The sequence below is a fragment of the Thiothrix sp. UBA5583 genome, assembly GCA_002425225.1.
Taxonomy (GTDB): Bacteria; Pseudomonadota; Gammaproteobacteria; order Thiotrichales; family Thiotrichaceae; genus Thiothrix; species Thiothrix moscowensis.
Map to the genome: position 1 here is coordinate 43087 of DILV01000003.1, position 24570 is coordinate 67656.

Consider the following 24570-nt stretch of genomic DNA (forward strand, 5'->3'; position numbering starts at 1 on the left):
TTTATTGCAAGGCCGAACATGCAATCAAACATTGATTTCCAGCAGCTTGCCGTCAGTGGTGTGCAAAAGTTGCACCCTTACCAGCCGGGCAAACCGATAGAGGAGCTGGAACGTGAACTGGGCATTACCAACATCCTCAAACTGGCTTCCAACGAAAACCCGCTGGGAGCTAGTCCCAAAGCACAGGTTGCTTTGGCAAACCCGTTAAAAACGCTGGAGTTGTACCCTGATGGCAGTGGCTATCAGTTGAAAGCTGCCATTGCACAGAAACTGGGTTTGCAAAGCGCACAAATTACTTTAGGTAACGGTTCCAACGATGTGCTGGACATGATTGCTCGTGTCTATCTGGATAACAGTCGGGCTGCGGTGTTTTCGGAATACGCCTTTGCCGTTTACCCGATTGTGACGCTGGCGGTAGGGGCTGAATTGCGCATTGCCAAGGCTAATCCGCCTGACCACCATACGATGCCTTACGGTCACAACCTGCCGAATCTGGCAGCGAAGATTGATGACAAGACCCGGCTGGTCTTTATTGCCAACCCCAACAATCCCACCGGGACATGGCTTGGCAAGGATGATTTGCACCGTTTTCTTCAGCGTGTGCCGGAAGATGTTATCGTGGTCATTGACGAAGCCTATACCGAATACGTGCAGGATGCTGCCTTCCCCAATGCGCTGGCATGGCTGGAAGAATTCCCCAATCTGATTGTTACCCGTACCTTTTCCAAGATTTATGGTCTTGCCGGGTTGCGGGTGGGTTACGCTATATCCAACCCGGCAGTGGCCGACATGCTCAACCGGGTACGCCAGCCGTTCAATGTCAACTCGCTGGCTTTGGCGGCTGCCGAGGCGGCACTGGATGATGATGAGTTCCTGAAGCACAGCGTCATGACCAATACTGCCGGTTTGCAACAATGGTTCGACGCCTGCGCCGAGCAGGGCTGGGAATACATCCCGACCGTGGGCAATTTCATCACCCTCGATTGCAAGCGTCCGGCAGCACCGCTGTATGATGCCTTGTTGCGTGAGGGTGTGATTGTGCGCCCCATTGGCGCTTACGGCCTGCCGCACCACTTGCGCATCACCATCGGTTCAGAGTCGCAAAACACCCGCTGTATCAATGCATTGAAAAAGGTTCTTGCAGCGTGATAAAGAAACTTGTCATCTTTGGTGTTGGCCTGATCGGCGGCTCGCTGGCGTTGGCTTTGCGTCAGGCTCATTATTGCCAACAAATCGTTGGTTGCAGCCGTAACGCCGAACATTTGCAGAAAGCCGTCGATCTCGGCGTCATTGATAGCTTCACCCTCGACCCACAGGACGCAGTACACGATGCTGACATGGTATTGCTTGCTGTCCCCATGGGTGCGATGGGCAAGCTGTTGCAGCAAATCAAGCCGGTATTGCCCGCCGACGCCATCCTTACCGATGCTGGTAGTACCAAAGGCAGTGTGGTGGCGGAAGTGGAGCAGGTATTCGGCAAGGATTTCACCCGCTTCGTCCCCGGACACCCGATTGCCGGGCGCGAAAAGAGCGGGGTGGAAGCGGCTATCCCGGACTTGTACATCAAGCGCCGTGTCATTCTCACCCCGCTGCCACATACCGATGCAGATGCGCTGGCAAGCGTCGCAGCCATGTGGCAAGTCACAGGCGCCGTACTGGAGCAAATGCCGGTTGAACTGCATGATCAGGTACTGGCAGCGACTAGCCATTTGCCGCATGTACTGGCGTTTTCACTGGTCGATACCTTGCTGAACCTGCCAATGCGTGAGGATATTTTCCGCTATGCTGCCGGTGGCTTCCGCGATTTCACCCGTATTGCCTCCAGTGACCCGGTGATGTGGCGTGATATTTGCCTGACCAACAAAACCGCGATTGTGGACATGATCAGCAAATTGCAAGCCGATTTAAGCGAGTTTGCCGCCCTGATGGAACAGCAGGATGGCGACGCGCTGTATGAGCGCATGTCACGCGCCAAGCAAGCCCGCGACAGTTACATGGCCTATCTGGAAAATGGCAAACCTGCATGATTGCAAAGTCATCCTTTCCGTTGTCTGCCTGGATTCTAAGTGCTACCTTGTTGCTGGGTGGTTGTGCAAGCCTGCCGGAAACAGGCAGCAGCGCCTATCCTGCCGGTTTGGCAGCGGTGTTGCCCAATACTGATGGTTACGGGTTGCTGGCCAAACCTGCACCCTTGCCGGAAGCGGTAAGCAAACAGGCGTATGCACAAGCCAAACAATCCTGCGATACCGGCTGCGTAACACCAGCGGGCAAGCTGTTGGGGGTGGCAGACCAGGTTCCGGGCTATTCCAACTGCCAGTCGACTTGTGCACGATCCGAGTTTTCTTTCATGGACTTGCGCAGTAAAGCGATCTCATTACATGAGAAACCACCCGCAGACAAACAACTGCATTATGTCGGTTTGAGCTACCAGTGTGTGGAATATGCACGGCGTTGGTGGATGACCAACCTCGGCATTACTTTCGGTGATGTGGATAGCGCCCATGACATTCTCTATCTGACCGAAGGCGAAAATATCCATACCGATGGCAAATTCCCGCTGGCACGTTCCATCAATGGCACGGCAAAACGTCCTCCCAAGCGCGGCGACTTGCTGATCTATTACCCCAATCCGGCTGACCCGAAATGGCGGCACGGGCATGTGGCGGTGGTGGTCGGAGTTGACTTGCAACACGGCTGGGTGAATGTGGCGGAACAGAATTACAACAACCTGCCCTGGGCGCAGCCAAACCGGTATGCGCGTCAACTGCGCTTGTTTGAGGTCGGTGGGCGCTACCATATCGCTGATGTGGCGAGTGACAAAACCCGTAACCCGGCAGGCGGGTTGGTTTCCGGTTGGATTTACCCCGCTACCGCGCAATAATGCCAGCCTGATTTTTTATGTAGAGCAAGGAAAACCGCGTGAGCCATTCCAGCACCAACCTCCAGTTCATCGTCCAGCCCGGCGGCCGCCTGCACGGTAGCGTGCGCGTCCCCGGCGACAAATCCATTTCGCACCGTTCCATCATGTTGGGGTCACTGGCAGAAGGCACAACCCATGTCAGTGGTTTCCTGCAAGGTGAAGATTGCCTTTGCACCCTGAAAGCGTTCCGCAGCATGGGTGTGGAAATCGAAGGGCCGACCGATGACGGTAAAGTGACTATCCACGGGGTAGGGCTGCATGGCCTCACCGCACCTGCGCATGATCTGGATATGGGCAATTCCGGTACATCAATGCGCCTGATGTCCGGCCTGATGAGTGGGCAAGCCTTCGATGTGCGCATGGTCGGTGATGCTTCCTTATCCAAACGCCCGATGAAGCGCGTCACTGTGCCACTGGCAAGCATGGGCGCGGAAATTGACGCTACCGAAAAAGGTACGCCGCCGTTGCTGGTGCATGGCGGGCGCAAGCTGCAAGGCATCCATTACGACATGCCGGTTGCCAGTGCGCAGGTAAAATCCTCCCTGTTGCTGGCGGGTTTGTATGCCGAGGGTGAAACCTCCGTCACTGAGCCTGCTCCGACCCGTGACCATACCGAACGCATGTTGCGCGGTTTCGGTTATGCTGTGCAAACGGACGGCAACCGCATTAGCCTGCAAGGTGGCGGCAAACTCACCGCAGCCGACATTGACGTGCCATCCGACATTTCTTCGGCAGCCTTTTTCATGGTGGGAGCCAGCATTGCGCCCGGCTCTGACCTGACCATTGAACACGTTGGCATGAACCCGACCCGTACCGGCGTGATCGACATCCTGCGCCTGATGGGGGCAAATCTTGAAGTGGTGAACGAACGCGAAGTAGGGGGGGAGCCGGTTGCCGACATCCGCGTGCGTTCCGCCCAACTGCGAGGGATCCAGATCCCTGAAGCCCTTGTGCCACTGGCGATTGACGAATTCCCCGTGCTGTTTATTGCGGCGGCTTTCGCCGAAGGGCAAACCGTACTGACGGGAGCAGAAGAATTGCGTGTCAAGGAAAGTGACCGCATTCAGGTGATGGCAGATGGTTTGCTGGTGTGTGGTGTCGATGCCCAACCAACCCCGGATGGCATCATTATCAATCCGGGTAACTTTACCGGTGGCATGATTGACAGCCATGGTGACCACCGGATTGCGATGGCCTTTACCATGGCAGCCTTGTGCGCTACCCAGCCAATTACTATCAATGACTGTGCCAATGTGAATACCTCCTTCCCCGGTTTCGTACAACTGGCGGCTAATGCAGGCGTGAGGATTACCACCGCATGAATGAGCAAACCCTCGTTATCACCATTGATGGCCCTGCCGGGGCTGGCAAAGGCACTATCGCCTGTAGGCTTGCCGACAAACTTGGCTGGCACATGCTGGACAGTGGCGCGATTTACCGGGTAGCGGCTCTGGCTGCACTGCGCCAACATCTGGATTTGCAGGATGAAACAACTCTTGCCGCCATGATCCCCACGTTGCAGATTGAATTCAAACAGGGTGAAGCCTGGCTGGATGGCGTGATCGTGACTGGCGAAATCCGCAATGAAACCTGTGCCAGCGCTACCTCACAAATCGCTGCCTTGCCTGCCGTGCGGGCAGCCTTGCTGGAAGTGCAACGCCATTTTCAGCAAGCCCCCGGCTTGGTGGCTGACGGGCGTGATATGGGGACAGTGGTGTTCCCTGAAGCCAGCCACAAGTTCTATCTGACCGCCAGCGCCGAAATCCGTGCAGAACGCCGCCTAAAACAGTTGAGTGAACAAGGGCTTAGTGCTAAACTCTGCGACCTTATTCAGGACATCAATGCCCGCGATGAGCGCGATGCCAACCGCCCGGTAGCCCCACTGAAACCTGCTGACGACGCAGTGTTGATTGACACCAGTTCGCTGGATCAGGATGAGGTATTTGCCGCCGTGTTGCACCACATTGCCTAAGCATCTGAATTGAATAGCTAACTATGAGGTAGCCCTGACAGGAAGTCCGGGCTTTTTGCGTTTTAACCCGTCATGCAAGGATGCGTTGGCGATAACATTTGTTTAACAGGTATTTTTATTCATGACTGAAAGTTTTGCCGAACTGTTTGAAGAGAGCCTTTCCTACACCCAGATGCAGCCAGGCGCTCTGCTCAATGCAACAGTTCTCGAAGTACGCTCTGATTTCATCATCGTTAGCGCTGGTTTGAAATCCGAAGGTGTTATCCCTGCCGAACAGTTCAAAAATGAACGCGGTGAAGTGACCGTCAAAGTTGGCGATCTGGTTGAAGTGGCACTGGATACCGTGGAAGACGGTTTTGGTGAAACACGCCTTTCCCGTGAGAAAGCACGTCGCCTGCGTGCATGGGAAATTCTGGAAGAAGCCTTCACCAACGAAGAAATCATTACCGGTATCATCTCTGGCAAAGTCAAGGGCGGCTTTGTGGTTGAACTGGGTGACATCCGTGCGTTCCTGCCGGGTTCACTGGTTGATGTACGTCCAGTCCGCGACACTTCCTATCTGGAAAACAAGGAACTGGAGTTCAAGCTGATCAAGCTCGACCAAAAGCGCAACAACGTGGTCGTTTCCCGTCGCGCTGTGGTGGAAGAAGAGTACAGTGCAGAGCGCGAAGCCCTGATGGAAAACCTGCAAGAAGGTCAGGTGGTCAAGGGTATCGTCAAGAACCTCACCGACTACGGTGCGTTCCTCGACCTGGGTGGTATCGACGGCTTGCTGCACATCACCGACATGGCCTGGAAGCGCGTCAAGCATCCTTCCGAAGTGGTTAGCATCGGCGATGAAATCGACGTTAAAGTCCTCAAGTTCGACCGTGACAAGAACCGTGTTTCCCTCGGCCTCAAGCAACTGGGTGAAGACCCATGGCAAGATCTGGTACGCCGCTACCCGTCTGGCACACGCATCTTCGGTAAGGTCAGCAACCTGACTGACTACGGTTGCTTCGTGGAAATCGAAGACGGCGTTGAAGGCTTGGTACACGTGTCCGAAATGGACTGGACCAACAAGAACGTCAACCCTGCCAAAGTCGTTACGCTGGGTGATGAAGTCGAAGTCATGATCCTCGACATCGACGCTGACCGCCGCCGTATTTCTTTGGGCATGAAGCAGTGCCAGCCTAACCCGTGGGATGAGTTCGCTGGTTCCCACAACAAGGGCGACCGCGTTTCCGGCAAGATCAAGTCCATCACTGACTTCGGTATCTTCATCGGTCTGGATGGCGGCATCGACGGTCTGGTACATCTGTCTGACATCTCTTGGAATACACCAGGCGAAGAAGCAGTGCGTAGCTACAAGAAAGGCGATGAAGTGGAAGCTGTCGTGCTGGCAGTTGATCCTGAGCGTGAGCGTATCTCTCTCGGTATCAAGCAACTGGAGCAGGATCCATTCTCCAACTTCGTTGCAGCCCACGCCAAGGGTAGTGTTGTCCGTGGTACTATCGTTGAGGTCACGCCAAAGTCTGCCAAGGTGGATCTGGGTGATGGTATCGAAGGTATTCTGCGTGCTTCCGAGCTGTCACGTGACCGCGTGGAAGATGCGCGTACCCTGTTGAAGGAAGGCGACAAGATTGAAGCCAAATTCATGGGCGTTGATCGCAAAACCCGTTCCATCAACCTGTCCATCAAGGCTAAGGATGATGACGATGAAGCTCGTGTGATGCGTGAATACACCGGTCGTTCCGGTGGGGCATCCACATCACTGGGTGACATCTTCAAGGAACAAATGGGCGAATAATTTTTGCCCCAGGACGGCAAACAGGCCATGGATGGCCTATAGTTCAAGCAGTACGAGCTTATAAACCCGTACTACTTTCCGAAACTGGAAATAGTAACAACGATTACGGAAACCCATCGCTTGTTCAGGAGTGGAAAGGATGACCAAGTCTGAAATTATTGATATTTTGTCACGCAAACAAAGCCACCTCAGTGGGCGGGATGTGGAAACTTCCGTCAAACTGCTGCTGGATAAAATGAGCGAGACATTGGCAGGGGGCGGACGCATTGAAGTCCGTGGATTCGGCAGCTTTTCGCTGCACCATCGTTCCGCCCGTAATGGGCGCAACCCGAAAACCGGGGATCAGGTAGAACTGCCACCCAAACACGTTCCCCATTTCAAGCCAGGCAAGGAATTGCGTGAGCGGGTCAATGAGTCACGTGCCCAGTATCCGGTTCAGGACTGAGTTCGTGTACCAGTAACATATACAAAGGGAGGCAATATGCCTCCTTTTTTCTGTCTAGGGTCACATGCAAGAAATTCTGTTTTTTTTACTGCCGATTGCCTTTTATTCTGGTTGGCAGGCTGCCCGCAAGCGCTATCGGGAACGCCAGGAAAAACGCAAGGAAATTTCCGGCAGTTTCGTGCGTGGCATCAATTACCTGCTGAGCGAAGAACCGGACAAGGCACTGGATGTATTCCTCAATTACCCGGAAATTGACGAATATACCGCCAACACCTTTCTGTTGCTGGGCAACTTGTTTCGCAACAGGGGGGAAATTAACCGTGCCCTGCGTATTCACCAGAATCTGGTGGCGCGTTCCGATTTGAGCAAGTCGCAGCGTTTGGCTGCCATGTTGGCTTTGGGCGAGGATTTCTTTTCTGCCGGGATGCTTGACCGGGCAGAAAGCGTATTTACTGAACTGCTCAAGGATGACCCCAAACATGCTGAAGCCTGCGAACAATTACGCAGCATCTATGAACAACTGCATGAATGGGACAAAGCCATCGAAATCACCCAGTGTGCGCAACAACAACGCAGCAAGGCGGATCATGCCCGTTTGATTGCCCACTATTATTGCGAGTTAGCAACTCAGGAACTGCAAAAACAAAACCTGTTCCGGGCAGAGGAGACCATCAACAAGGCAGCCAAGGCTTACCCTGCATCTGCCCGTGTGATTGTGTTAAAGGCTGATCTTGCCTATGCACGAGGACAACGCGGTGAGGCATTGGAGGCTTATCAGCAGGCAATTGGCAAGGATAGCCGTTTACTGGGTATGCTTTTCAGCCAATTGGTGAATAATTTCAACCAGCCGGATGAGCTGGAACGTTTGTATGTTTTTGTGCAGAAAGCCTTTGTGAAAACGCAGGACGCCAAGCTGTTCGGTTACTTGCTGCAATTAGCTCGCAAGCTGGGCAAGCTGACGGACATGCGCCAGCAGGTTGAGGAACACTTGACCAAGGGTAAGCCTTCCCTTAACACCTTGGTGCATTCCAGCGATATGCTCTCCTCCTTGTGGCGGGAAGAAAGTGGTTGTGAAATTGCTCAACTGCAAACAGCCTTGCAACGTCTGGCAGCCAGCCAGCCCGATTTCCAGTGTGGGCATTGTGGGTATAAAATGCACGGCTATCTGTGGCGTTGCCCAGCTTGCCACCAGTGGGATACTGTCAGTAATGTTTGATTTTCAGGAAAGTGTATGTCTAGCCGTTTGATTATTGCCCTGGATTTTGCCACTGCGGAACATGCACTGGCGTTTGTCGAGCCGCTTGACCCTGCCCAGTGCAAGCTGAAAGTAGGGTTTGAACTGTTTGTGGCTGCCGGGCCTGACTTTGTCCGTCAGCTCAGTGGTCGTGGGTTTGATGTATTTCTTGATTTGAAATTCCATGACATTCCCAACACAGTCGCTTCCGCTTGTAAGGCTGCCGCCAACCTTGGGGTGTGGATGATCAATGTACATGCTTCTGGTGGCAGCAAGATGATGGAGGCGGCTCGTGCGGCCTTGCAAGACTTTGCGCAGCCTCCTCGCCTGATTGCCGTTACTGTATTGACGTCAATGGACAAGCAGCAGTTGCAGGGAACTGGTATTGCACTTGACCCGGCAGCACAGGTGCAACATTTGGCACAACTGACGGCTGCAAGCGGGCTGGATGGGGTAGTGTGTTCAGCACAGGAAGCTGCCTTATTGCGCAAGGCGTTGGGTGATGATTTTCTGTTGGTGACACCAGGAATTCGCCCGGCAGGCAGTGAGCAGGGGGATCAGTCCCGTGTTATGACACCTGCGCAGGCACGCGCGGCAGGCGTCAGCTATGCGGTTGTTGGCAGACCGATAACCCAGGCTGCCGATCCATTGGCGGTCATTGCGCAAATCAACGCAGATTTAGGCGCGTAACAAACCCTGTGCTTCTTTTTGCATAACGCCGCGCGAAAATATCAGTTTCCAGCGGCTGCCACCTGCTTGACGCCACAGCAAGGCGGCTCGCACGCCAGCCAACAACAGGGCGCGGATGCGGGCAGCATTTTCCGGGTTGGACAAATGATTTTGATCCCCCTTGATCATGATCCGTGGGCCTATCTTGCTGACGGTATTGCTGTAAATCTCAGCCAGTCGTGCAATCATGTTAGGGTGGGTCATGCCAAAAAAGTCCAGTTGCTGCTGGGCGTTTTCGATATTTTTCAGCAACGCTTGGAACATGTTCGGGTCATTCGCCAGTTTTTTCTCCAGATATAGCAGGTTGACGGCATAACGGGTCGCTTCAATGTCCTTGGGGCGTCCATCCGGGGTCATGCTGCCTGTACCCAGTTGGTGCATGAGGACACGCAGCCCGGTACGAAGCTTTTCCACTCCACCATACAAGGCTTCCGGTGAACTGGCATCCTCAGTCAGTACGCTGTTGATGCAGGCATCAAACAATTCGCTGTCCACACTGCCACGTGATGCAATCTGGGTGACGCCTTCCACGCATTGGAACAGGGCAGCAAGGGCAATGGTACGGTTTCTGGTATTGGCTTCCACAGTCTGGTTTTCGTCTTGTTCAGGGGTAACGGGTGCTTACTAGGATAGGGATTGTTGCCGATAATTCAAGTTAAGCCTTTGAATCCGGGCAATCTTGCTGCATCTTGTCAATAATGCCACCACCAAGGCAGGTTTCACCCTGATAAAACACAATGGACTGACCGGGCGTAATGGCGCGTTGCGCATCCGGGAAGCAGACGGTGCAACAGGCATTGTCCAGCATCTGTACCCGGCAGGTTTCCTCGGTCTGGCGATAACGTATTTTGGCCTTGCATTCAAACTGCTGGGCGGGGGGCTGGCCTGCAACCCAGTGCAGTTGCGAGGCGTACAGGAAATGTTTCATCAACAGGTCATGCTGATGCCCCTGGGTAACAATCAGGCGGTTGTTTGCCATGTCCTTGTCGACCACAAACCAGGGGGATTCGCTGGCATCCTTGCGCCCGCCAATGCCCAGCCCCTGACGTTGCCCGATGGTGTAATACATCAGGCCGTGGTGTTTGCCGATCACCTCACCTTGCGGTGTCATAATGTTGCCTGGCTGAGCGGGCAGGAAACGTTGCAGGAAATCGCGGAACTTGCGTTCGCCAATGAAGCAGATGCCGGTGCTGTCTTTTTTGCGAGCGGTGGTAAACCCGGCCTGTTCAGCAATGGCGCGTACCCGGCTTTTTGCCAGTTCACCCACTGGGAATAGACTGCGTTGCAACTGATGCTGTTGCAAGGTGTAGAGGAAATAGGTTTGATCTTTGGTGTTATCCACGCCCTTGTGCATTTGTACAGAGCCGTCAGCTTGCCGGGCAATACGGGCATAGTGACCGGTGGCAATGTAGTCCGCGCCCAGTTCCAGTGCCAGTTCCAGAAAAGCCTTGAACTTGATTTCCTTGTTGCACATGATGTCCGGGTTGGGAGTGCGCCCGGCACGGTATTCGTCAAGGAAATAGGTGAAAACCCGATCCCAGTATTCGCTGGCGAAATTACGGGTATGCAGTTTGATCCCCAACTGATCGGCAACAGCCTGAGCATCGGCAAGGTCAACGGCAGCAGAGCAATAGTCTTGCGTGTCGTCTTCCTCCCAGTTTTTCATGAACAAGCCTTCGACCTGATAGCCCTGTTGCAACAACAGCAAGGCGGCGACCGAAGAATCAACCCCGCCGGACATGCCGACAATGACACGCTGCTGCTTCATTTCAGTCATTTGCCAGGAAGTAATGCAAGCTGTCGAGAGGATAGCGGATACCACTTTGGTACAGGTCAAGGGAACGCCCAACCAGTTCGCTGCGCCACATGCGAGGTTGCTGGTTGTGGATTTGTTCGGCAGTCAGCCAGTGCACCGCTGTGATGTCCTTGTCGATCTGGTAGTTGGGAACAGGTTCCAGCAAGGTGCCGGTAAATGTGAAACGCAGGTATACCCTATCAGGATCCTCGCGCTGCATGTGGAAAATGCCGAGCAGGGCAGTCGGTTCAAAGCGCCAGCCGGTTTCTTCCAGCGTCTCGCGGCGTACTGCATCCAGCAGGCTTTCGCCGTGTTCCATGTGTCCGGCAGGTTGGTTGATGGTCATTTGTCCGTAATGCATTTCTTCAACCATGAGGAAGTGGCCTTCATGCTCAATTACGCTGGCGACGGTGACTCGGGGTTTCCAGGTCATAAGGTAAGGGTTCTCTAGGGTGCGAAAGCGCACATTCTACAACAAGTTTGCGTGAGTCTGTTACCCCTCTGTAAAACGGGAAGCACCACTCAGCGTGGCTGTGAGCCTGACTTGCTGGCGGTTTGTAGGGTATAATTGCGCCCATGATTGGTATTCTTGGTGGCACATTTGATCCTGTCCATTGCGGGCACTTGCGTACTGCACTGGAAGTGGCGGAATATTTCGGCCTTGCCGACATGCGCCTGATCCCTGGCAAAGTGCCACCACACCGTGCGCAACCGGTGGCTAGCCCGGAACAGCGTCTGGCAATGTTGCAGTTGGCTGTGGCGGGTGAGCAATGCCTGCGGATTGACGGGCGTGAGCTGCACCGTGCAGGCTTTTCCTATACGTTTGACACACTGGTTTCCTTGCGTCAAGAACTGGGGGATGAATGCCCAATCCTGTTTACGCTGGGGTTTGATGCCTTCCTGCATTTCCAAAGCTGGTATCGCTGGCAGGATATTCTGCAATTGGCACATCTGGTGGTTGTTCACCGTCCGGGGTATAGTCTGCCCTCCGCAGGCTGGTATTCGGCATGGTTAGGAACAAATGCACAGGAACTTTCTGTCATGCCAGCAGGCAAAATTTACCCGCTCGCTGTAACCGCCTTGGAAATTTCAGCAACTGACTTGCGCAAGCGCTTGGAAAACGGCAGAAATCCCCGATATTTGTTGCCAGATAGCGTGCTTGATCATATTAAAACCCATCAACTGTATTGTGGAACTTAATGGAACTGGAAAAACTTCAACAGTTAGTCATTGAAAAACTGGACGATATGAAAGCCCAAGACATCAAATGTGTCGATGTCCGTGGCAAATCCTCCATCACTGACATGCTGGTTATTGCAACCGGCAACTCAACCCGCCACGTCAAATCACTGGCACAAAGTGTCGAGCTGGCTGCCAAGGAAGCTGGGGTCATGCCACTGGGTATTGAAGGTGAACGTGATGGTGAATGGGTATTGCTCGACCTGAATGACATCATTCTGCATGTGATGTTGCAGAGTACGCGGGATTTTTACAACCTCGAAAAACTGTGGGAAGCGGGCGAAGCCATTCCGCAGGTGCGTGCCGGGGCTGTCTGAGTGCGTATCCACCTGCTGGCTATCGGTACCAAAATGCCGGGCTGGGTGAATACCGGCACGGATGAGTATGTCAGCAGGATGCCCCCACAATGTCAGGTGCTGATACGTGAAATTTCTGCCGAGAAGCGCACTAAAAACAGTGATTTGCAACGGATTCGTCAAGCCGAAGGTGAAAAGTTGCTGGCAGCTATTCCCGATGGCAGTCTGGTGGTTACGCTGGATGTCAAAGGCAAGTCATGGTCAACCGAACAACTGGCTCAACAACTGGATGGCTGGATGATGTCAGGTCGTGATGTCAGTCTGCTGGTCGGTGGGCCGGAAGGTTTGTCAGCAGCCTGTCAGCAGCGTGCCGAGCAAAGCTGGTCATTATCCCCGCTTACTTTTCCGCATCCGCTGGTGCGTATTGTTGTTGCTGAACAATTATTCCGCGCATGGAGCATTTTGACGAACCATCCTTACCATCGTGGTGACTAATGCAAACAGAGCTACAGCTTGTGCTGGCGTCAGCATCACCGCGTCGTCGAGAACTATTGGAACAGATAGGTATCCATTTTCTGGTACAAACCGCTGATGTGGATGAAACTCCGCTTGCGGGGGAAAGCGCCGTGGCTCTGGTGGAGCGTCTGGCTGCCAACAAGGCTGAAACAGTCAGGAACCGGCGCAAAGCGGCAGGTGAAACGGATTTGCCCGTGCTGGGTTCGGATACGTTGGGAATACTGGATGGCGAGTTGCTGGTAAAACCAGATGACTATGCGGATGCCCAGCAGATGCTACGGAAAATGTCAGGACGCCAACACGAAATCCTGACAGCCGTCGCACTGGCTACGCATGAAGGTATCCGCGTTGCTGTCAGCCGGAGCGTGGTCAGATTCCGTTCAGTGTCGGATGAGGAAATTCTGGCATACTGGCGCACAGGAGAACCGCATGACAAGGCAGGTGCTTATGCGATTCAGGGGCGAGGCGCGATTTTTGTGGAAAAACTGGAAGGTTCCTATTCTGGTGTGATGGGTTTGCCCCTGTTCGAGACAGCACAATTGCTGACAGCGGCAGGTATTGCAGTCTTATAAAATAACAATGACCAAAGGCGGATTCATGAGTGCAGAATTACTGATCAACGTAACCCCGCAAGAGTCACGAGTTGCCTTGCTGGAAAACGGCAGTTTGCAGGAAGTTCTGATTGAGCGTACTTCCCGCAAAGGTATCGTTGGCAATATTTACAAAGGCAAGGTTAGTCGCGTTCTTCCTGGCATGGAAGCTGCGTTCATTGATATAGGTCTGGAAAAATCCGCTTTCCTGCACGCATCGGATTTGAGTCACCCCTCACTGGAAGAATTCAACGGTAGTACCATTCCTCATGTGACCGTGCAGATTGGTGAATTGCTGTACGAAGGCAAGAAGTTGCTCGTACAGGTCATCAAGGATCCTTTGGGAACCAAAGGGGCACGTCTGACCACTCATGTTACCATTCCCTCCCGTTTTCTGGTGTTGATGCCAGATAATGACAATGTTGGCATTTCCGGCAAGATCGAAGAAGCGGCTGAACGGGAACGTTTGCGCTCCGTGATTGAGCAATTGCGTACCGAATTCAATGACCATTACGGTTATATCGTGCGTACAGCAGCAGATGGCATCAGTGAAGATGAATTACGCCGCGATATGAAGTTTCTGCGCACACTGTGGGAAAACATTGCCAAAACCGAAGCCGAGTCGCCTGCGCCCAAACTGGTCTATTCCGACCTGCCGCTGGTACTGCGGGTGCTGCGTGACATGGTAGGTGAAAAAATCAGCAGGGTGCAGATTGATTCTAGGGAAACAGCCAGCCGAGTCATCGAATTCAGCCAGAAATACATTCCTGACCTGGCGGATGTGATTGAGCATTACCCCGGCGAACGCCCCATCTTCGACCTGCACGGGGTGGAAGAGGAAATCCAGAAAGCCTTGCAGCGCAAGGTTCCGCTTAAGTCAGGTGGCTATCTGATCATTGACCAGACCGAGGCAATGACCACCATCGACGTGAATACCGGTGGGTTTGTGGGCAGCCGCAATCTGGAGGAAACCATTTTCCGCACCAATCTGGAAGCCGCGCAAACCATTGCCCGCCAGTTACGCCTGCGCAACCTGGGCGGCATCATCATTATCGACTTTATCGACATGTTGCAGCACGACCACCGCCAGCAAGTGTTGAAGCTACTGGAAAAGTCGCTGGAACGTGACTACGCTAAGACTTACGTCTGCGACGTTTCCCCGCTGGGGCTGGTGGAAATGACCCGCAAGCGTACCCGTGAAAGTCTGGAACACGTTTTGTGCGAGCCTTGCCCCTGTTGCAGTGGCAATGGTTTTGTGAAAACAGCCGAGACCGTATGCTACGAAGTTTTCCGGGAGATCCTGCGGGCTGTGCGCCAGTTTGATGCCAAAGAACTGTTGGTGCTGGCTTCGCAGGAGGTCGTCGACCTTTTACTGGATGAAGAATCTGATAGCCTGGCTGAATTACAACAATTTGTAGGAATACCCATCCGGCTACAGGTAGAAGCACTTTACACGCAGGAGCATTTCGACGTTGTACTTTTATAGGGGGCAGGGCGGTTTCGTTTTACGCCTGACCTACCTGCTGCTGACCTTCTTTTTCCACCTGGCCATTTTTCTGGTTGCATTGGTTGGCCTGGCGCATTTCTGGCTACCTATGGTGGGTGATTACAAAGAGGTACTGGAAAAAGAGCTTTCCAGCTTTGTAGGCAGTCAGATCAGTATTGGGCAGATTCGGGTTGACCCTGACAGCGAGTCCCCGCGCTGGATCATGGAAAACCTGCAATTGACCGAAGCCGACGGCTATTCCCCCATTCATATCCAGCAGCTTGCATTGACCTTGGACTGGCGGGAAAGCCTGCGTACCTTGCGTTTGCAGCCTGCTGACATTCAGTTAGAGGGGGTGGAGTTCGCCCTGTACCAGCAGTCAGGCTCGCTGCCGGAAGTCCGTGGTTTACGCTTCCCGCTGCCGGGGCAGAAAAATACAACACTGAATATTGAACGCAAGTCACCTATTCGCATCAGCGTCAATGGTGGGTATGTCCATTGGACAGATGCTGCCAGCCATCGCACCCTCACCTTGAGTGACCTCCAGTTTTTGGGGGAGTTTTTGCCGGATGAAATTACCTTGCAAGCAGATGCACTGTTCCCGCCTGCTATCGGTGAAACGTTGGGAGTGGATGCCGTCATGCGGCATGTGGAGTTGCCAGATGGCAAAACCGACTGGGAGGGCAAGCTGCATACCCGCACCCATATTTACAACCTTGCCACCCTACCAGCCGCCATTGTACAGGAGTACGGGATACATTCGGGTTCTCTGGAACTGGATGCAACCATTACTGCCGCCACCGGCAAGCCGTTGCATATCAGTGGGGGTGGGGAAATCCAGCATCTTGGCTGGCAGGGTAATGCTCATGTACCTGCCCTGAATAATGTCAATGCTTCCTTTTCTGCCAGTAATGACGGCGGCAAGGTGGATGTCAGCGTTAATGACAGTGTACTCAACTACCCGCAATGGTTTGAGCGGGAACTGCTGATTGACCGTATGACCTCGGATTTGCAATGGCGGGTTGCGGATGATGGCTGGCATTGGCAAATCGGCAAGCTGCAACTGGAAAACCCCGACCTGACGGCGCAAGGTTCCGGGACATTACATGTGCCGCTGGATAAACCACCTGACCTGAATCTGGCGATGAGTTTTGCGACCCGGCAGGTGGTAAACAATGTGCGTGATTACATCCCGGCAATTGTGGATGACGATACCGAACACTGGTTGAAAACAGCCATTGTCGCCGGTTATGTGCCCAGAGGGGAATTCACCTTGCGCGGCAATCCGGCAGATTATCCGTTCAAGCAAAAAAATGGGATTTTCGATATTCGTTTTGATGTGGAGCAAGGTGTCCTCGCATATTTGCCGGAGTGGCCGGAAGCGCGTGACGTGAGCGGAACTTTGCGCTTTTATAACGAAGGCATGAGTGCCACTGTGAAAAGCGCCCATATCATGGATTTGAATGTTACCGGTGGCACGGTGGATATTCCCAACATGCTGCAATACGCTCGTTTGCTGCTTGATTTGAAGACAGAAGGCGATTTGCAGGGGCATATGAATTATTTGCGCGATTCCCCGCTTGGCAAGAACCTGCGTGATTTCATGCAGGTGGCGGAGTTTGCCGGGAACTCTCGCTTGCACCTGAAGCTGGATGTGCCGCTGACTCAGCAGGTACTGGATCGGGAAGGTGTTGTCGTCGATGGTGTGGTTGAGTTGCAAGACAACCGTTTTGCCATTCCCGGATACAATCAGGTTTTCAGCAAACTCAATGGCAAGGTACATTTTGACCAGTCCGGGGTGGAGGCGCAGGATGCCAGCGGCGAATATCGCCAGCAACCTGTTAAATTGGGTGCTGTGACCGACCGGAAAAAGAATCTGATTACAGTGATGTTGAATCAGCACAATGATCCGACGTTGTTTCTGCCTGACTCGCTGGCTGTTCTCAAACCTTATGTGCAAGGCAAGACAGTTATTGAAACGCGGGTGGAATTGCCTGCGTTTGGTAACGACAGTAGCAGTCAGACGCCTGCCAACCTGAAAATCACCGCCAAAAGCGGTTTGCAGGGTGTAGCGCTCCACCTGCCTGCACCGTTGCACAAGGCGGCAGAGGACATCCGGGAATTGCTGTTGGAGGTGGAGTTACCGTTTGATTCTGCCAAACCCTGGGACGTTACGGTTAACCTGTTCAAACAGTTGTCAGTAACAGCACGCCTGCCCCACAAAGGCAAGCAGCAGCTTGCGATGGGCATCAGTTTGGGAGGGAAAGAAGCAACTTTACCGGATAAAGGAATGCAGGTGACGGGGGAGCTTGCCGAGGTTGACCTGATGGCTTTGCAAGGTCTCGGCATGGCGGCAGCACCAAGACAAGGAAAACAGGCAACAACCTTGCCGATCAAGGCCAACATCAATATTGGCAAGTTGTTGCTGGGAGAACAATCATTGGGTAAAGCCAGTTTGCAGGTAGAAGGCGATGACATTATGCAGGCACACCTGCGGGCTGAAAAAGCCCAGGCAAACCTGCACTTGCCCCTGCGCACACCGGGAAGTGGCAGGGCTAACCTTGACCTGACCGACATTGATCTCGACAAGCTGAATCGTGGCTTGTCTGCGGGAGGCAAGGATTCTGGCAAAGGTTTGTCACCCAAGGGTTTCCCCTCCATGCGCTTTTCCTGTCTGGCTTGCCGCAAAGGGGATTTTCCTATCCAGCAACTGATCCTCAACATGAACAAGTCCCGCAATGACTTGCAGATTGAAACACTGGAAATCAGGAATCCTTTGCTGATCCTGCTTGCCAAACAGGGACGCTGGTATGAAGACAGGGATGGCGTATCACGCACGGAACTGGTAGCTACAGCAAATATTCCAGAGCCGGGACGTTTGCTGGAAGAGCAGGGAAGCCCGGCAGGTTTGAAAGGTGGAGCACTGACAGCAAATGCCAGCCTGGGATGGATTGGCGCACCCTTTAATTTTGCCTTGCCAAAACTGGAAGGTGACATTAGCGCCCGGCTGACCAGTGGCAGCCTCACCGAAGTAGAACCGGGGCTGGGACGTTTGCTGGGTTTGTTGGATGTGCAGCGTTTACCCAGCCGCCTGTCAATGGATTTTCGTGACATGACGGGTAAAGGTGTAGCCTTTGATGAAATCAGTGGGACTTTCCGGCTAGAACACGGTGTCCTGACAACCCGTAATACCATTATCAAAGCAGCCATTCTGGTTGCGGGTATTCAGGGCAGTACTGATCTTGTCCGCAAAACCCACAACCAGACCGTTACCATTATGCCTAATCTGAATTCGGCATTACCGTTAGTGGGTGCTGCCGTTGGTGGATTGGGGGGCGGGGCAGCCATGCTACTGTTCAATTCGGTAACAGAGAAACCGGCAGAAGACAAACTGAAGTCGTCTGGCGGTTTTCGTTACCGGGTAACAGGCTCGTGGGTAAAACCTGATATTGCTGAAATAAAAGCATCGCCCGGCGCTACGGATGTTGATGTTTTGTTGCAGTGAACAGACAATGGCAAGGTATTTGTTGTAAAACACAAACGGGGAGGTGTTCATGACATTGATGGCTGCAATCCAGATGGCTTCAGGCCCGCAAGTGCAGGCAAACCTGATGGAAGCAGGACGACTGATAAAGGAAGCAGCAGAGCGTTCTGCCAAACTGGTGGTATTGCCTGAAACCTTCGCCATGATGGGAGCCAATGAAGCTGACCGGGTAGCCATTGCGGAAACGTTCGGCGAAGGGCCGATTCAGGCATTTATCAGTCAACAGGCAAAAAAACACGGTGTCTGGATTGTCGCAGGTACCATTCCGATACGATCTGATGATCCAGGTCGGGCTTATGCTGCTTCCATTCTGTACAATGACAAGGGTGAAGCGGTTGCGCGTTATGACAAAATCCATCTGTTCGATGTGCTGCTGAGCGAGAATCAGGAAGTCTATACGGAAAGTGACACAACTGTGCCGGGACACGAAGCCATTGTAGTCGATACCCCGTTTGGCAAGTTGGGTATGTCGGTTTGTTACGATCTGCGTTTCCCCGAATTGTACCGGCGTTTGTCAGCCAGAGGGGCACAGATTCTGGTGATTCCTTCTGCCTTCACGGAACTGACCGGCAATGCACATTGGGAAGCGTTGTTACGGGCGCGTGCCATTGAAAACCTGTGTTACGTGATTGCGCCGGGACAGGGTGGGTATCATGTTAACGGCAGGACAACTTATGGGCACAGCATGATCATCGACTATTGGGGGCGCATCCGTGGCGTGCAGGAACGGGGAACAGGGGTAGTCATTGCCGAGATTGAGCTTGCTGCCCAGGAACAAACCCGCAAGACCTTCCCGGTACTATCGCACCGTTGCCCGGAAAGTATTCAATCATGATTGGCTAAACGTTAAGGAAAAACATGAAACAGGCAATCGAATTGGCTCGTGAGACGTTTTTGACGTCAACGGGTCTGAGCGACCAGCATCTTGAACAGGTTTTCAGCCATTTGCTGCGTCAGGATACGACGCTGGCAGATTTGTATTTCCAGTCTGCCCGTTACGAATCGTGGGGGTTAGAAGAAGGCATCATCAAAAGCGGCAGCTACAGCATCGAACAGGGTGTCGGTGTGCGAGCTGTTTGTGGTGAACAGACCGGTTTTGCCTACAGCGGTGAAATCAGCCTGCCTGCACTGCTGGAATCCGCCAGGGCTGCCAGCGCCATCAGCCGTGCTGGGCAATCCGGTTCCGTGAATGCTTGGAAAGTGAACGCACCTTCCCGCGCCTTGTATGGCATGGATGATCCACTGGCCTCTCTCAGCGAATCTGACAAGATCGCCTTCCTGCAACAGATCGACAGCATTGCCCGCGCTACCAGCCCGTATGTACAACAAGTCATGGCAAACATGGTTGCTGTGCATGAAATCATCCTGATCGTGGATGAAAGCGGGCGCATGACCGCTGATGTGCGTCCTCTGGTACGCACCAACGTTTCCGTCATCGTCGAGCGCAACGGGCAGACTGAAAGCGCGACGGCGGGCGGTGGCGGGCGCTTCAACCTCGATTTCTTCACCAATGGCAACAAGGCGCAGGAATACGCCGAAGAAGCCGTGCGCAAGGCACTGATCAATCTGGATGCCGAAGCCGCACCGGCAGGCAGCATGACCGTGGTGCTGGGCAATGGCTGGCCGGGTGTGCTGCTGCACGAAGCCATCGGTCACGGTCTGGAAGGCGATTTCAACCGCAAGGGCACGTCCGCTTTCGCCGGGCGCATCGGTGAACAGGTCGCCGCCAAAGGCATTACCGTGGTGGATGATGGCACACTGAGCCAGCGTCGTGGTTCCCTGAGCGTGGATGACGAAGGCACAGAAACCCAGTGCACCACCCTGATCGAAGACGGCATCCTCAAAGGCTATCTGTTTGACCGCCAGAATGCTGCCCTGATGAATACCCGCTCTACCGGCAATGGGCGTCGTCAGTCCTATGCGCATTTGCCGATGCCGCGCATGACCAATACCTACATGCAGGCGGGCAATTACGCAGCGGAAGAAATCATTGCCTCGGTTGACAAGGGTATTTACGCCGTCAACTTCTCCGGTGGGCAGGTCGACATCACCTCCGGCAAATTCGTGTTCTCCGCGTCCGAAGCCTATGTGATTGAAAACGGCAAGCTGGGCAAACCGCTCAAGAATGCGACACTCATCGGCAATGGCCCGGATGTTCTCACTCGCGTCAGCATGGTCGGCAATGACCTGCAACTCGACACCGGTATCGGCGTGTGCGGCAAGGACGGACAAAGTGTGCCTGTCGGCGTTGGTCAGCCAACCCTGCGGGTCGATGGCCTGACCGTCGGTGGAACTGCGACAGCATAAAGGAATAGAACAATGATTGAGTTGGAAAACCGTTTCGATACAGCTACCGAATTTCAGGCGATGGCTGAGCGCGTGCTGGAAGCTGCCAAAGCCAAAGGTGCGACTGCTGCTGAACTGGACATCGACAAAGGTACAGGCTTGTCAGTGGAAGTGCGTATGGGGCAGGTGGACAAGCTGCAATACCACCGCGACCAAGGCATCAACATCACCGTGTATTTCGGCCACCGCAAAGGCTTTGCATCCACGGGCGATTTTTCCCGCCAGGCAGTGGAAGATACGCTGGATGCCGCTTGCCGTATTGCCCGCTACACCTCGGAAGACGAATTCAACGGTCTGGCTGACCCGGAACAGATGGCTACTGTATTCCCCAAGCTGGATTTGTACCACCCTTGGGAACTGGACGCTGAAATGGCGGTGGAAATGGCGCTCCAAGCCGAAAGTGTGGCGCGTGAACATGACCAGCGCATTACTAACAGCGAAGGCGCTTCCGTCGATAGTTACGCCGGTTTGAGCCTGTATGCCAATAGCCATGAGTTCATGGGCATCCGCCACAGCACTCGCCATTCCCTGAGTTGTGCGGTGGTGGCGCAGGATGGCGACTCCATGCAGCGCGATTACTGGTATAGCGTTTCGCGCGTACCGGGCTATCTGGATTCAGCCGATACGGTGGGGGCGGAAGCCGCCCAGCGTGCCTTGCGCCGTCTGCACGCACGCTCCCTGTCGACCCGCGAAGCACCCGTGCTGTTTTCCCCGCAAATGGCGCGTGGTTTGATGGGTAGTCTAGTCGGTGCTATCAGTGGTGGCTCCCAGTACCGCAAAGCTAGCTTTCTGCTGAATTCACTGGGGCAGCAGGTGTTCCCGGAATTTGTACACCTGTACGAAGACCCATTCATCCGTCAGGGGTTGGGAAGTCGTTCCTATGATGGTGAGGGTGTGGCAACTCGCCAGCGCGACATTGTGAAGGATGGGGTGATTCAGGATTATTTCCTCGGCAGTTACAGCGCCCGCAAGCTGGGCATGAAGTCTACCGGCAGTGCCAGCGGCGCGAGCAACCTGTTGCTGGCAGATACCGGAGTGAGCTTTGTTGACCTGCTTCAGCAAATGGGAACGGGTTTGCTGGTGACAGAGCTAATCGGGCATGGCATCAACAGCATTACCGGTGATTATTCGCGCGGTGCGGTCGGCTATTGGGTTGAAGACGGCATGATCGTACACCCGGTGGAGGAAGTGACCATCGCCGGAAATCTGAAAGACATGTTCCGGGGCATTGTCGGCATTGGTGACGATGTAGACGAGCGCGGCAGTATCCGTACCGGTTCGGTTTTGATTGATAAAATGACCATTGCTGGTCAGTGATTTACCCCTCAGCTTAAAGGAAGTTTATGAGTCAGTTTGAAAATGTTAGCGTCAATAAAACTGCCAATGTGTATTTTGATGGTAAATGCGTCAGCCATACCGTGACGCTGGCAGATGGCACGCGCAAGAGCGTAGGTGTTATCTTGCCTTCCAGCCTGAAATTCAATACCGGTGCGCCGGAAATCATGGAGTTGCTGCAAGGCCGTTGCCGGGTGCGCATGGCTGGTAGTGACGAGTGGGTAGAGTATGCCGGTGGTCAGTCATTTGATGTGGCTGGCAATTCTTCCTTCGACATCGAGACGCTGGAAGATTTGCACTACGTTTGCCACTTCGGTTAAGCCATATGCAGGGCGGGGTGTGTCAACACGCTCCCGTCCAGTACCACCTGATTGTTTACCAGTTTCAACCGGCCTTCCACAAACCACTTCACTACGCGCGGATAAATGACGTGTTCCTGCACATGTACCCGTTGCGCCAGACTTTCTTCAGTATCGCTGGGTAACACCGGCACTTTGGCCTGCATGATCACCGGGCCACCATCCAGTTCCGGGGTGACGAAATGTACGCTGACACCGTGTTCGCTGCCACCGTCTTCCAGCACCCGGCGGTGGGTATGGATGCCTTTGTACAGCGGTAACAGGGATGGGTGAATATTCAGCATCCGCCCAGTGTAATGGGTAACAAATGCGGGGGTGAGGATGCGCATAAAACCGGCTAGCACCACTAGATCAGGCTGGAAGCTGTCGATCCGTTCCTGTAGTGCTTGATCGAAGGCTTCGCGGCTGTCGAAACAGGTATGATCCAGCATTTCGGCTGGAATACCGGCAGCGGTAGCGCGTTGCAGGCCGTAGGCATCCGGGCGGTTGCTGATGACGGCGGCAATGCGAGCATGGACACGCCCGGTTTGAACGGCATCAATCAGAACTTGCAGGTTGCTGCCATTGCCGGAAATCAGCACTACCACGGCGGGCAGTGCTGTTTGGGTTTCAGTCGGCATACTGGACAAAAGGTGTGTCAGAATCAGATGTATCCATGTTGCCGATTTGCCATGCACGGATATTTTCCAGACGGCAAGCCGTAATGATGTCTTCAGCCTGTTCAGCCGGGACGACCAGGATCATGCCAAGGCCACAGTTGAAGGTACGCAGCATTTCATCATCAGTCACACCGCCTTTTTCCTGCAACCAGTTGAAAATCGCAGGGCGTTCCCAACTACCCAGGTTGATTTTTGCCTTGGTACGGGATGGAAGGACACGCGGCAGGTTTTCGGTAATGCCACCACCGGTAATGTGTGCCAGAGCGTGGATGTCATGACGGCGTAACAGATTGAGGATGGCTTTGACATAGATGCGGGTGGGTTCCAGCAGTGTCCGCCCGAGAGTGGATTCACCGAATGGCGTATCCAGTGGTTCGCCGCTGACTTCCAGAATTTTGCGGATCAGGGAATAGCCGTTGGAATGCGGGCCGGATGATGCCAGACCAATCAGTACGTCGTTACGATGTACCCGTGCATGATCCAGAATTTTGTCGCGTTCAACTACACCGACGCAGAAACCGGCCAGGTCGAAATCTTCGCCGTGATACATGCCGGGCATTTCGGCAGTTTCCCCGCCAGCCAACGCAGCACCTGCCTGCAAGCAACCTTCGGCGATGCCGCTGATGACCTGGGATGCAATTTCAACATCCAGTTTGCCGGTTGCATAGTAATCGAGGAAAAACAGGGGTTCTGCACCACTGACAACGATGTCGTTGACACACATGGCTACCAGGTCAATACCGATGGTGTCGTAGATGCCGGTATCCAGTGCCAGTTTCAGCTTGGTACCAACACCATCCGTGCCGGATACCAAAATGGGCTGTTTATAGTGGGAAGGAATTGACATCAGTGCGCCAAAGCCACCCAGACCACCCAGCATTTCGGGGCGTTTGGTGCGTTGGGCAAGGGGTTTGATCCGTTCAACCAGATTGTTGCCAGCATCAATATCAACACCGGCATCACGATAGGTCAGGGAAGGTTTGTTTGAATCCATTAAAGCCTGTCTCATCGGGCAATGCAAAGCGCGGATTCTAACACAGCCGCTAATCGCCTGACAGACAGAAACCTGCTAGTCGCATTGAAAAAATGCTGGAAATCGGGCGTGATTTTGATTACGCTATGCCACCTTCGGAGAGCTGGTCGAGTGGTCGAAGGCGGCGGTCTTGAAAACCGTTGAGGGTTAAACCTCCGGGGGTTCGAATCCCTCGCTCTCCGCCATCATCTAATTTCATGCTGTGTCATGAAATATCAAAAAGCCCTTGCAGGCCGCAATCTGCAAGGGCTTTTTTTATTTTTACCTCATCTGGGCGTTTTTG

The 24570-nt window shown here is 53.7% G+C and carries 24 protein-coding genes and 1 tRNA gene; 20 read left to right on the forward strand and 5 right to left on the reverse strand.

Features of this window, described 5'->3' with window-relative positions; translation table 11 throughout:
• Positions 1-18: 18 nt before the first annotated feature.
• The 9 genes from hisC to pyrF all read left to right on the forward strand — a co-directional run bounded on the left by hisC (position 19) and on the right by pyrF (position 9050).
• Positions 19-1149 carry a histidinol-phosphate transaminase gene (gene hisC, locus B2U47_RS00525; RefSeq protein WP_296674655.1) on the forward strand — a complete coding sequence of 377 codons (1131 nt, stop codon included), beginning with the start codon at positions 19-21 and terminating at the stop codon, positions 1147-1149.
• A complete protein-coding gene (locus B2U47_RS00530) occupies positions 1146-2027 on the forward strand; it encodes a prephenate dehydrogenase (protein ID WP_296674652.1) in 882 nt (293 codons plus the stop codon). Before hisC ends, B2U47_RS00530 begins: the two co-directional genes overlap by 4 nt.
• The gene (locus B2U47_RS00535; protein ID WP_296674650.1) at positions 2024-2881 is read left to right on the forward strand and encodes a CHAP domain-containing protein; all 858 of its coding nucleotides are present in this window, start codon (positions 2024-2026) and stop codon (positions 2879-2881) included. The genes B2U47_RS00530 and B2U47_RS00535 overlap by 4 nt, the downstream gene beginning before the upstream one ends.
• A gap of 38 nt (positions 2882-2919) precedes the next feature.
• On the forward strand, positions 2920-4242 hold the full coding sequence (gene aroA, locus B2U47_RS00540; protein ID WP_296674647.1) for a 3-phosphoshikimate 1-carboxyvinyltransferase: 1323 nt from the start codon (positions 2920-2922) through the stop codon (positions 4240-4242).
• Positions 4239-4892 carry a (d)CMP kinase gene (cmk, locus tag B2U47_RS00545; RefSeq protein ID WP_296674645.1) on the forward strand — a complete coding sequence of 218 codons (654 nt, stop codon included), beginning with the start codon at positions 4239-4241 and terminating at the stop codon, positions 4890-4892. The genes aroA and cmk overlap by 4 nt, the downstream gene beginning before the upstream one ends.
• Before the next feature lie 121 nt (positions 4893-5013).
• A complete protein-coding gene (gene rpsA / locus B2U47_RS00550; protein ID WP_296674642.1) occupies positions 5014-6681 on the forward strand; it encodes a 30S ribosomal protein S1 in 1668 nt (555 codons plus the stop codon).
• A gap of 139 nt (positions 6682-6820) precedes the next feature.
• Positions 6821-7126, forward strand: a complete 306-nt coding sequence (locus B2U47_RS00555; RefSeq protein ID WP_296674640.1) for an integration host factor subunit beta — start codon at positions 6821-6823, stop codon at positions 7124-7126.
• Between the two features lie 64 nt (positions 7127-7190).
• A complete protein-coding gene (locus tag B2U47_RS00560; protein WP_296674637.1) occupies positions 7191-8342 on the forward strand; it encodes a tetratricopeptide repeat protein in 1152 nt (383 codons plus the stop codon).
• A 15-nt stretch (positions 8343-8357) separates the two neighbouring features.
• A complete protein-coding gene (gene pyrF, locus B2U47_RS00565) occupies positions 8358-9050 on the forward strand; it encodes an orotidine-5'-phosphate decarboxylase (protein WP_296674635.1) in 693 nt (230 codons plus the stop codon).
• Here pyrF and hflD read toward each other — a convergent pair.
• The 3 genes from hflD to B2U47_RS00580 form a co-directional block, all read right to left on the reverse strand.
• Positions 9039-9674: a high frequency lysogenization protein HflD gene (hflD, locus tag B2U47_RS00570; RefSeq protein WP_296674632.1), complete on the reverse strand. Its 636-nt coding sequence runs from the start codon at positions 9672-9674 to the stop codon at positions 9039-9041. The two genes, pyrF and hflD, sit on opposite strands and share 12 nt — an antisense overlap.
• 70 nt (positions 9675-9744) lie before the next feature.
• Complete coding sequence (gene mnmA / locus B2U47_RS00575; RefSeq protein ID WP_296674630.1) at positions 9745-10857, reverse strand: tRNA 2-thiouridine(34) synthase MnmA; 1113 nt, start codon at positions 10855-10857, stop codon at positions 9745-9747.
• A 1-nt stretch (position 10858) separates the two neighbouring features.
• Positions 10859-11317 (reverse strand): NUDIX hydrolase, encoded by a 459-nt coding sequence (locus tag B2U47_RS00580; RefSeq protein WP_296674627.1) that lies wholly within the window; start codon positions 11315-11317, stop codon positions 10859-10861.
• 143 nt (positions 11318-11460) lie between these two features.
• Here B2U47_RS00580 and nadD point away from each other — a divergent pair, with 143 nt between their 5' ends.
• Genes nadD through B2U47_RS00630 form a run of 10 tightly spaced genes read left to right on the forward strand, consistent with a single transcriptional unit; the run spans position 11461 to position 22556 of the window.
• Positions 11461-12084 carry a nicotinate-nucleotide adenylyltransferase gene (gene nadD / locus B2U47_RS00585; RefSeq protein ID WP_296674625.1) on the forward strand — a complete coding sequence of 208 codons (624 nt, stop codon included), beginning with the start codon at positions 11461-11463 and terminating at the stop codon, positions 12082-12084.
• The gene (gene rsfS, locus B2U47_RS00590) at positions 12084-12440 is read left to right on the forward strand and encodes a ribosome silencing factor (RefSeq protein ID WP_296674622.1); all 357 of its coding nucleotides are present in this window, start codon (positions 12084-12086) and stop codon (positions 12438-12440) included. The genes nadD and rsfS overlap by 1 nt, the downstream gene beginning before the upstream one ends.
• On the forward strand, positions 12441-12914 hold the full coding sequence (rlmH, locus tag B2U47_RS00595; RefSeq protein ID WP_296674619.1) for a 23S rRNA (pseudouridine(1915)-N(3))-methyltransferase RlmH: 474 nt from the start codon (positions 12441-12443) through the stop codon (positions 12912-12914).
• Entirely contained in the window at positions 12914-13507 is a 594-nt protein-coding gene (locus B2U47_RS00600) for a Maf family protein (protein ID WP_296674617.1), read from the forward strand. The genes rlmH and B2U47_RS00600 overlap by 1 nt, the downstream gene beginning before the upstream one ends.
• Positions 13508-13532: 25 nt before the next feature.
• Positions 13533-15011 (forward strand): ribonuclease G, encoded by a 1479-nt coding sequence (rng, locus tag B2U47_RS00605; protein ID WP_296674614.1) that lies wholly within the window; start codon positions 13533-13535, stop codon positions 15009-15011.
• Positions 14998-18516, forward strand: coding sequence for a YhdP family protein (locus B2U47_RS00610; protein ID WP_296674611.1), 3519 nt, complete (start codon positions 14998-15000; stop codon positions 18514-18516). The genes rng and B2U47_RS00610 overlap by 14 nt, the downstream gene beginning before the upstream one ends.
• A gap of 49 nt (positions 18517-18565) precedes the next feature.
• On the forward strand, positions 18566-19390 hold the full coding sequence (locus B2U47_RS00615; protein WP_296674609.1) for a carbon-nitrogen hydrolase family protein: 825 nt from the start codon (positions 18566-18568) through the stop codon (positions 19388-19390).
• 23 nt (positions 19391-19413) lie between these two features.
• Complete coding sequence (gene tldD, locus B2U47_RS00620; RefSeq protein WP_296674606.1) at positions 19414-20862, forward strand: metalloprotease TldD; 1449 nt, start codon at positions 19414-19416, stop codon at positions 20860-20862.
• 12 nt (positions 20863-20874) lie between these two features.
• Positions 20875-22218 (forward strand): metalloprotease PmbA, encoded by a 1344-nt coding sequence (gene pmbA, locus B2U47_RS00625; RefSeq protein WP_296674604.1) that lies wholly within the window; start codon positions 20875-20877, stop codon positions 22216-22218.
• A gap of 26 nt (positions 22219-22244) precedes the next feature.
• Entirely contained in the window at positions 22245-22556 is a 312-nt protein-coding gene (locus tag B2U47_RS00630; protein ID WP_296674600.1) for a pyrimidine/purine nucleoside phosphorylase, read from the forward strand.
• Here the strand turns inward: B2U47_RS00630 and purN are convergent.
• The gene (gene purN / locus B2U47_RS00635) at positions 22553-23215 is read right to left on the reverse strand and encodes a phosphoribosylglycinamide formyltransferase (RefSeq protein ID WP_296674598.1); all 663 of its coding nucleotides are present in this window, start codon (positions 23213-23215) and stop codon (positions 22553-22555) included. The genes B2U47_RS00630 and purN overlap by 4 nt on opposite strands.
• The gene (gene purM, locus B2U47_RS00640) at positions 23205-24248 is read right to left on the reverse strand and encodes a phosphoribosylformylglycinamidine cyclo-ligase (protein ID WP_296674597.1); all 1044 of its coding nucleotides are present in this window, start codon (positions 24246-24248) and stop codon (positions 23205-23207) included. Before purM ends, purN begins: the two co-directional genes overlap by 11 nt.
• 136 nt (positions 24249-24384) lie before the next feature.
• On the opposite strand from purM, the gene B2U47_RS00645 reads away from it, so the two are divergent.
• Positions 24385-24472: transfer RNA gene (locus B2U47_RS00645), tRNA-Ser, on the forward strand.
• Positions 24473-24570: the final 98 nt, after the last annotated feature.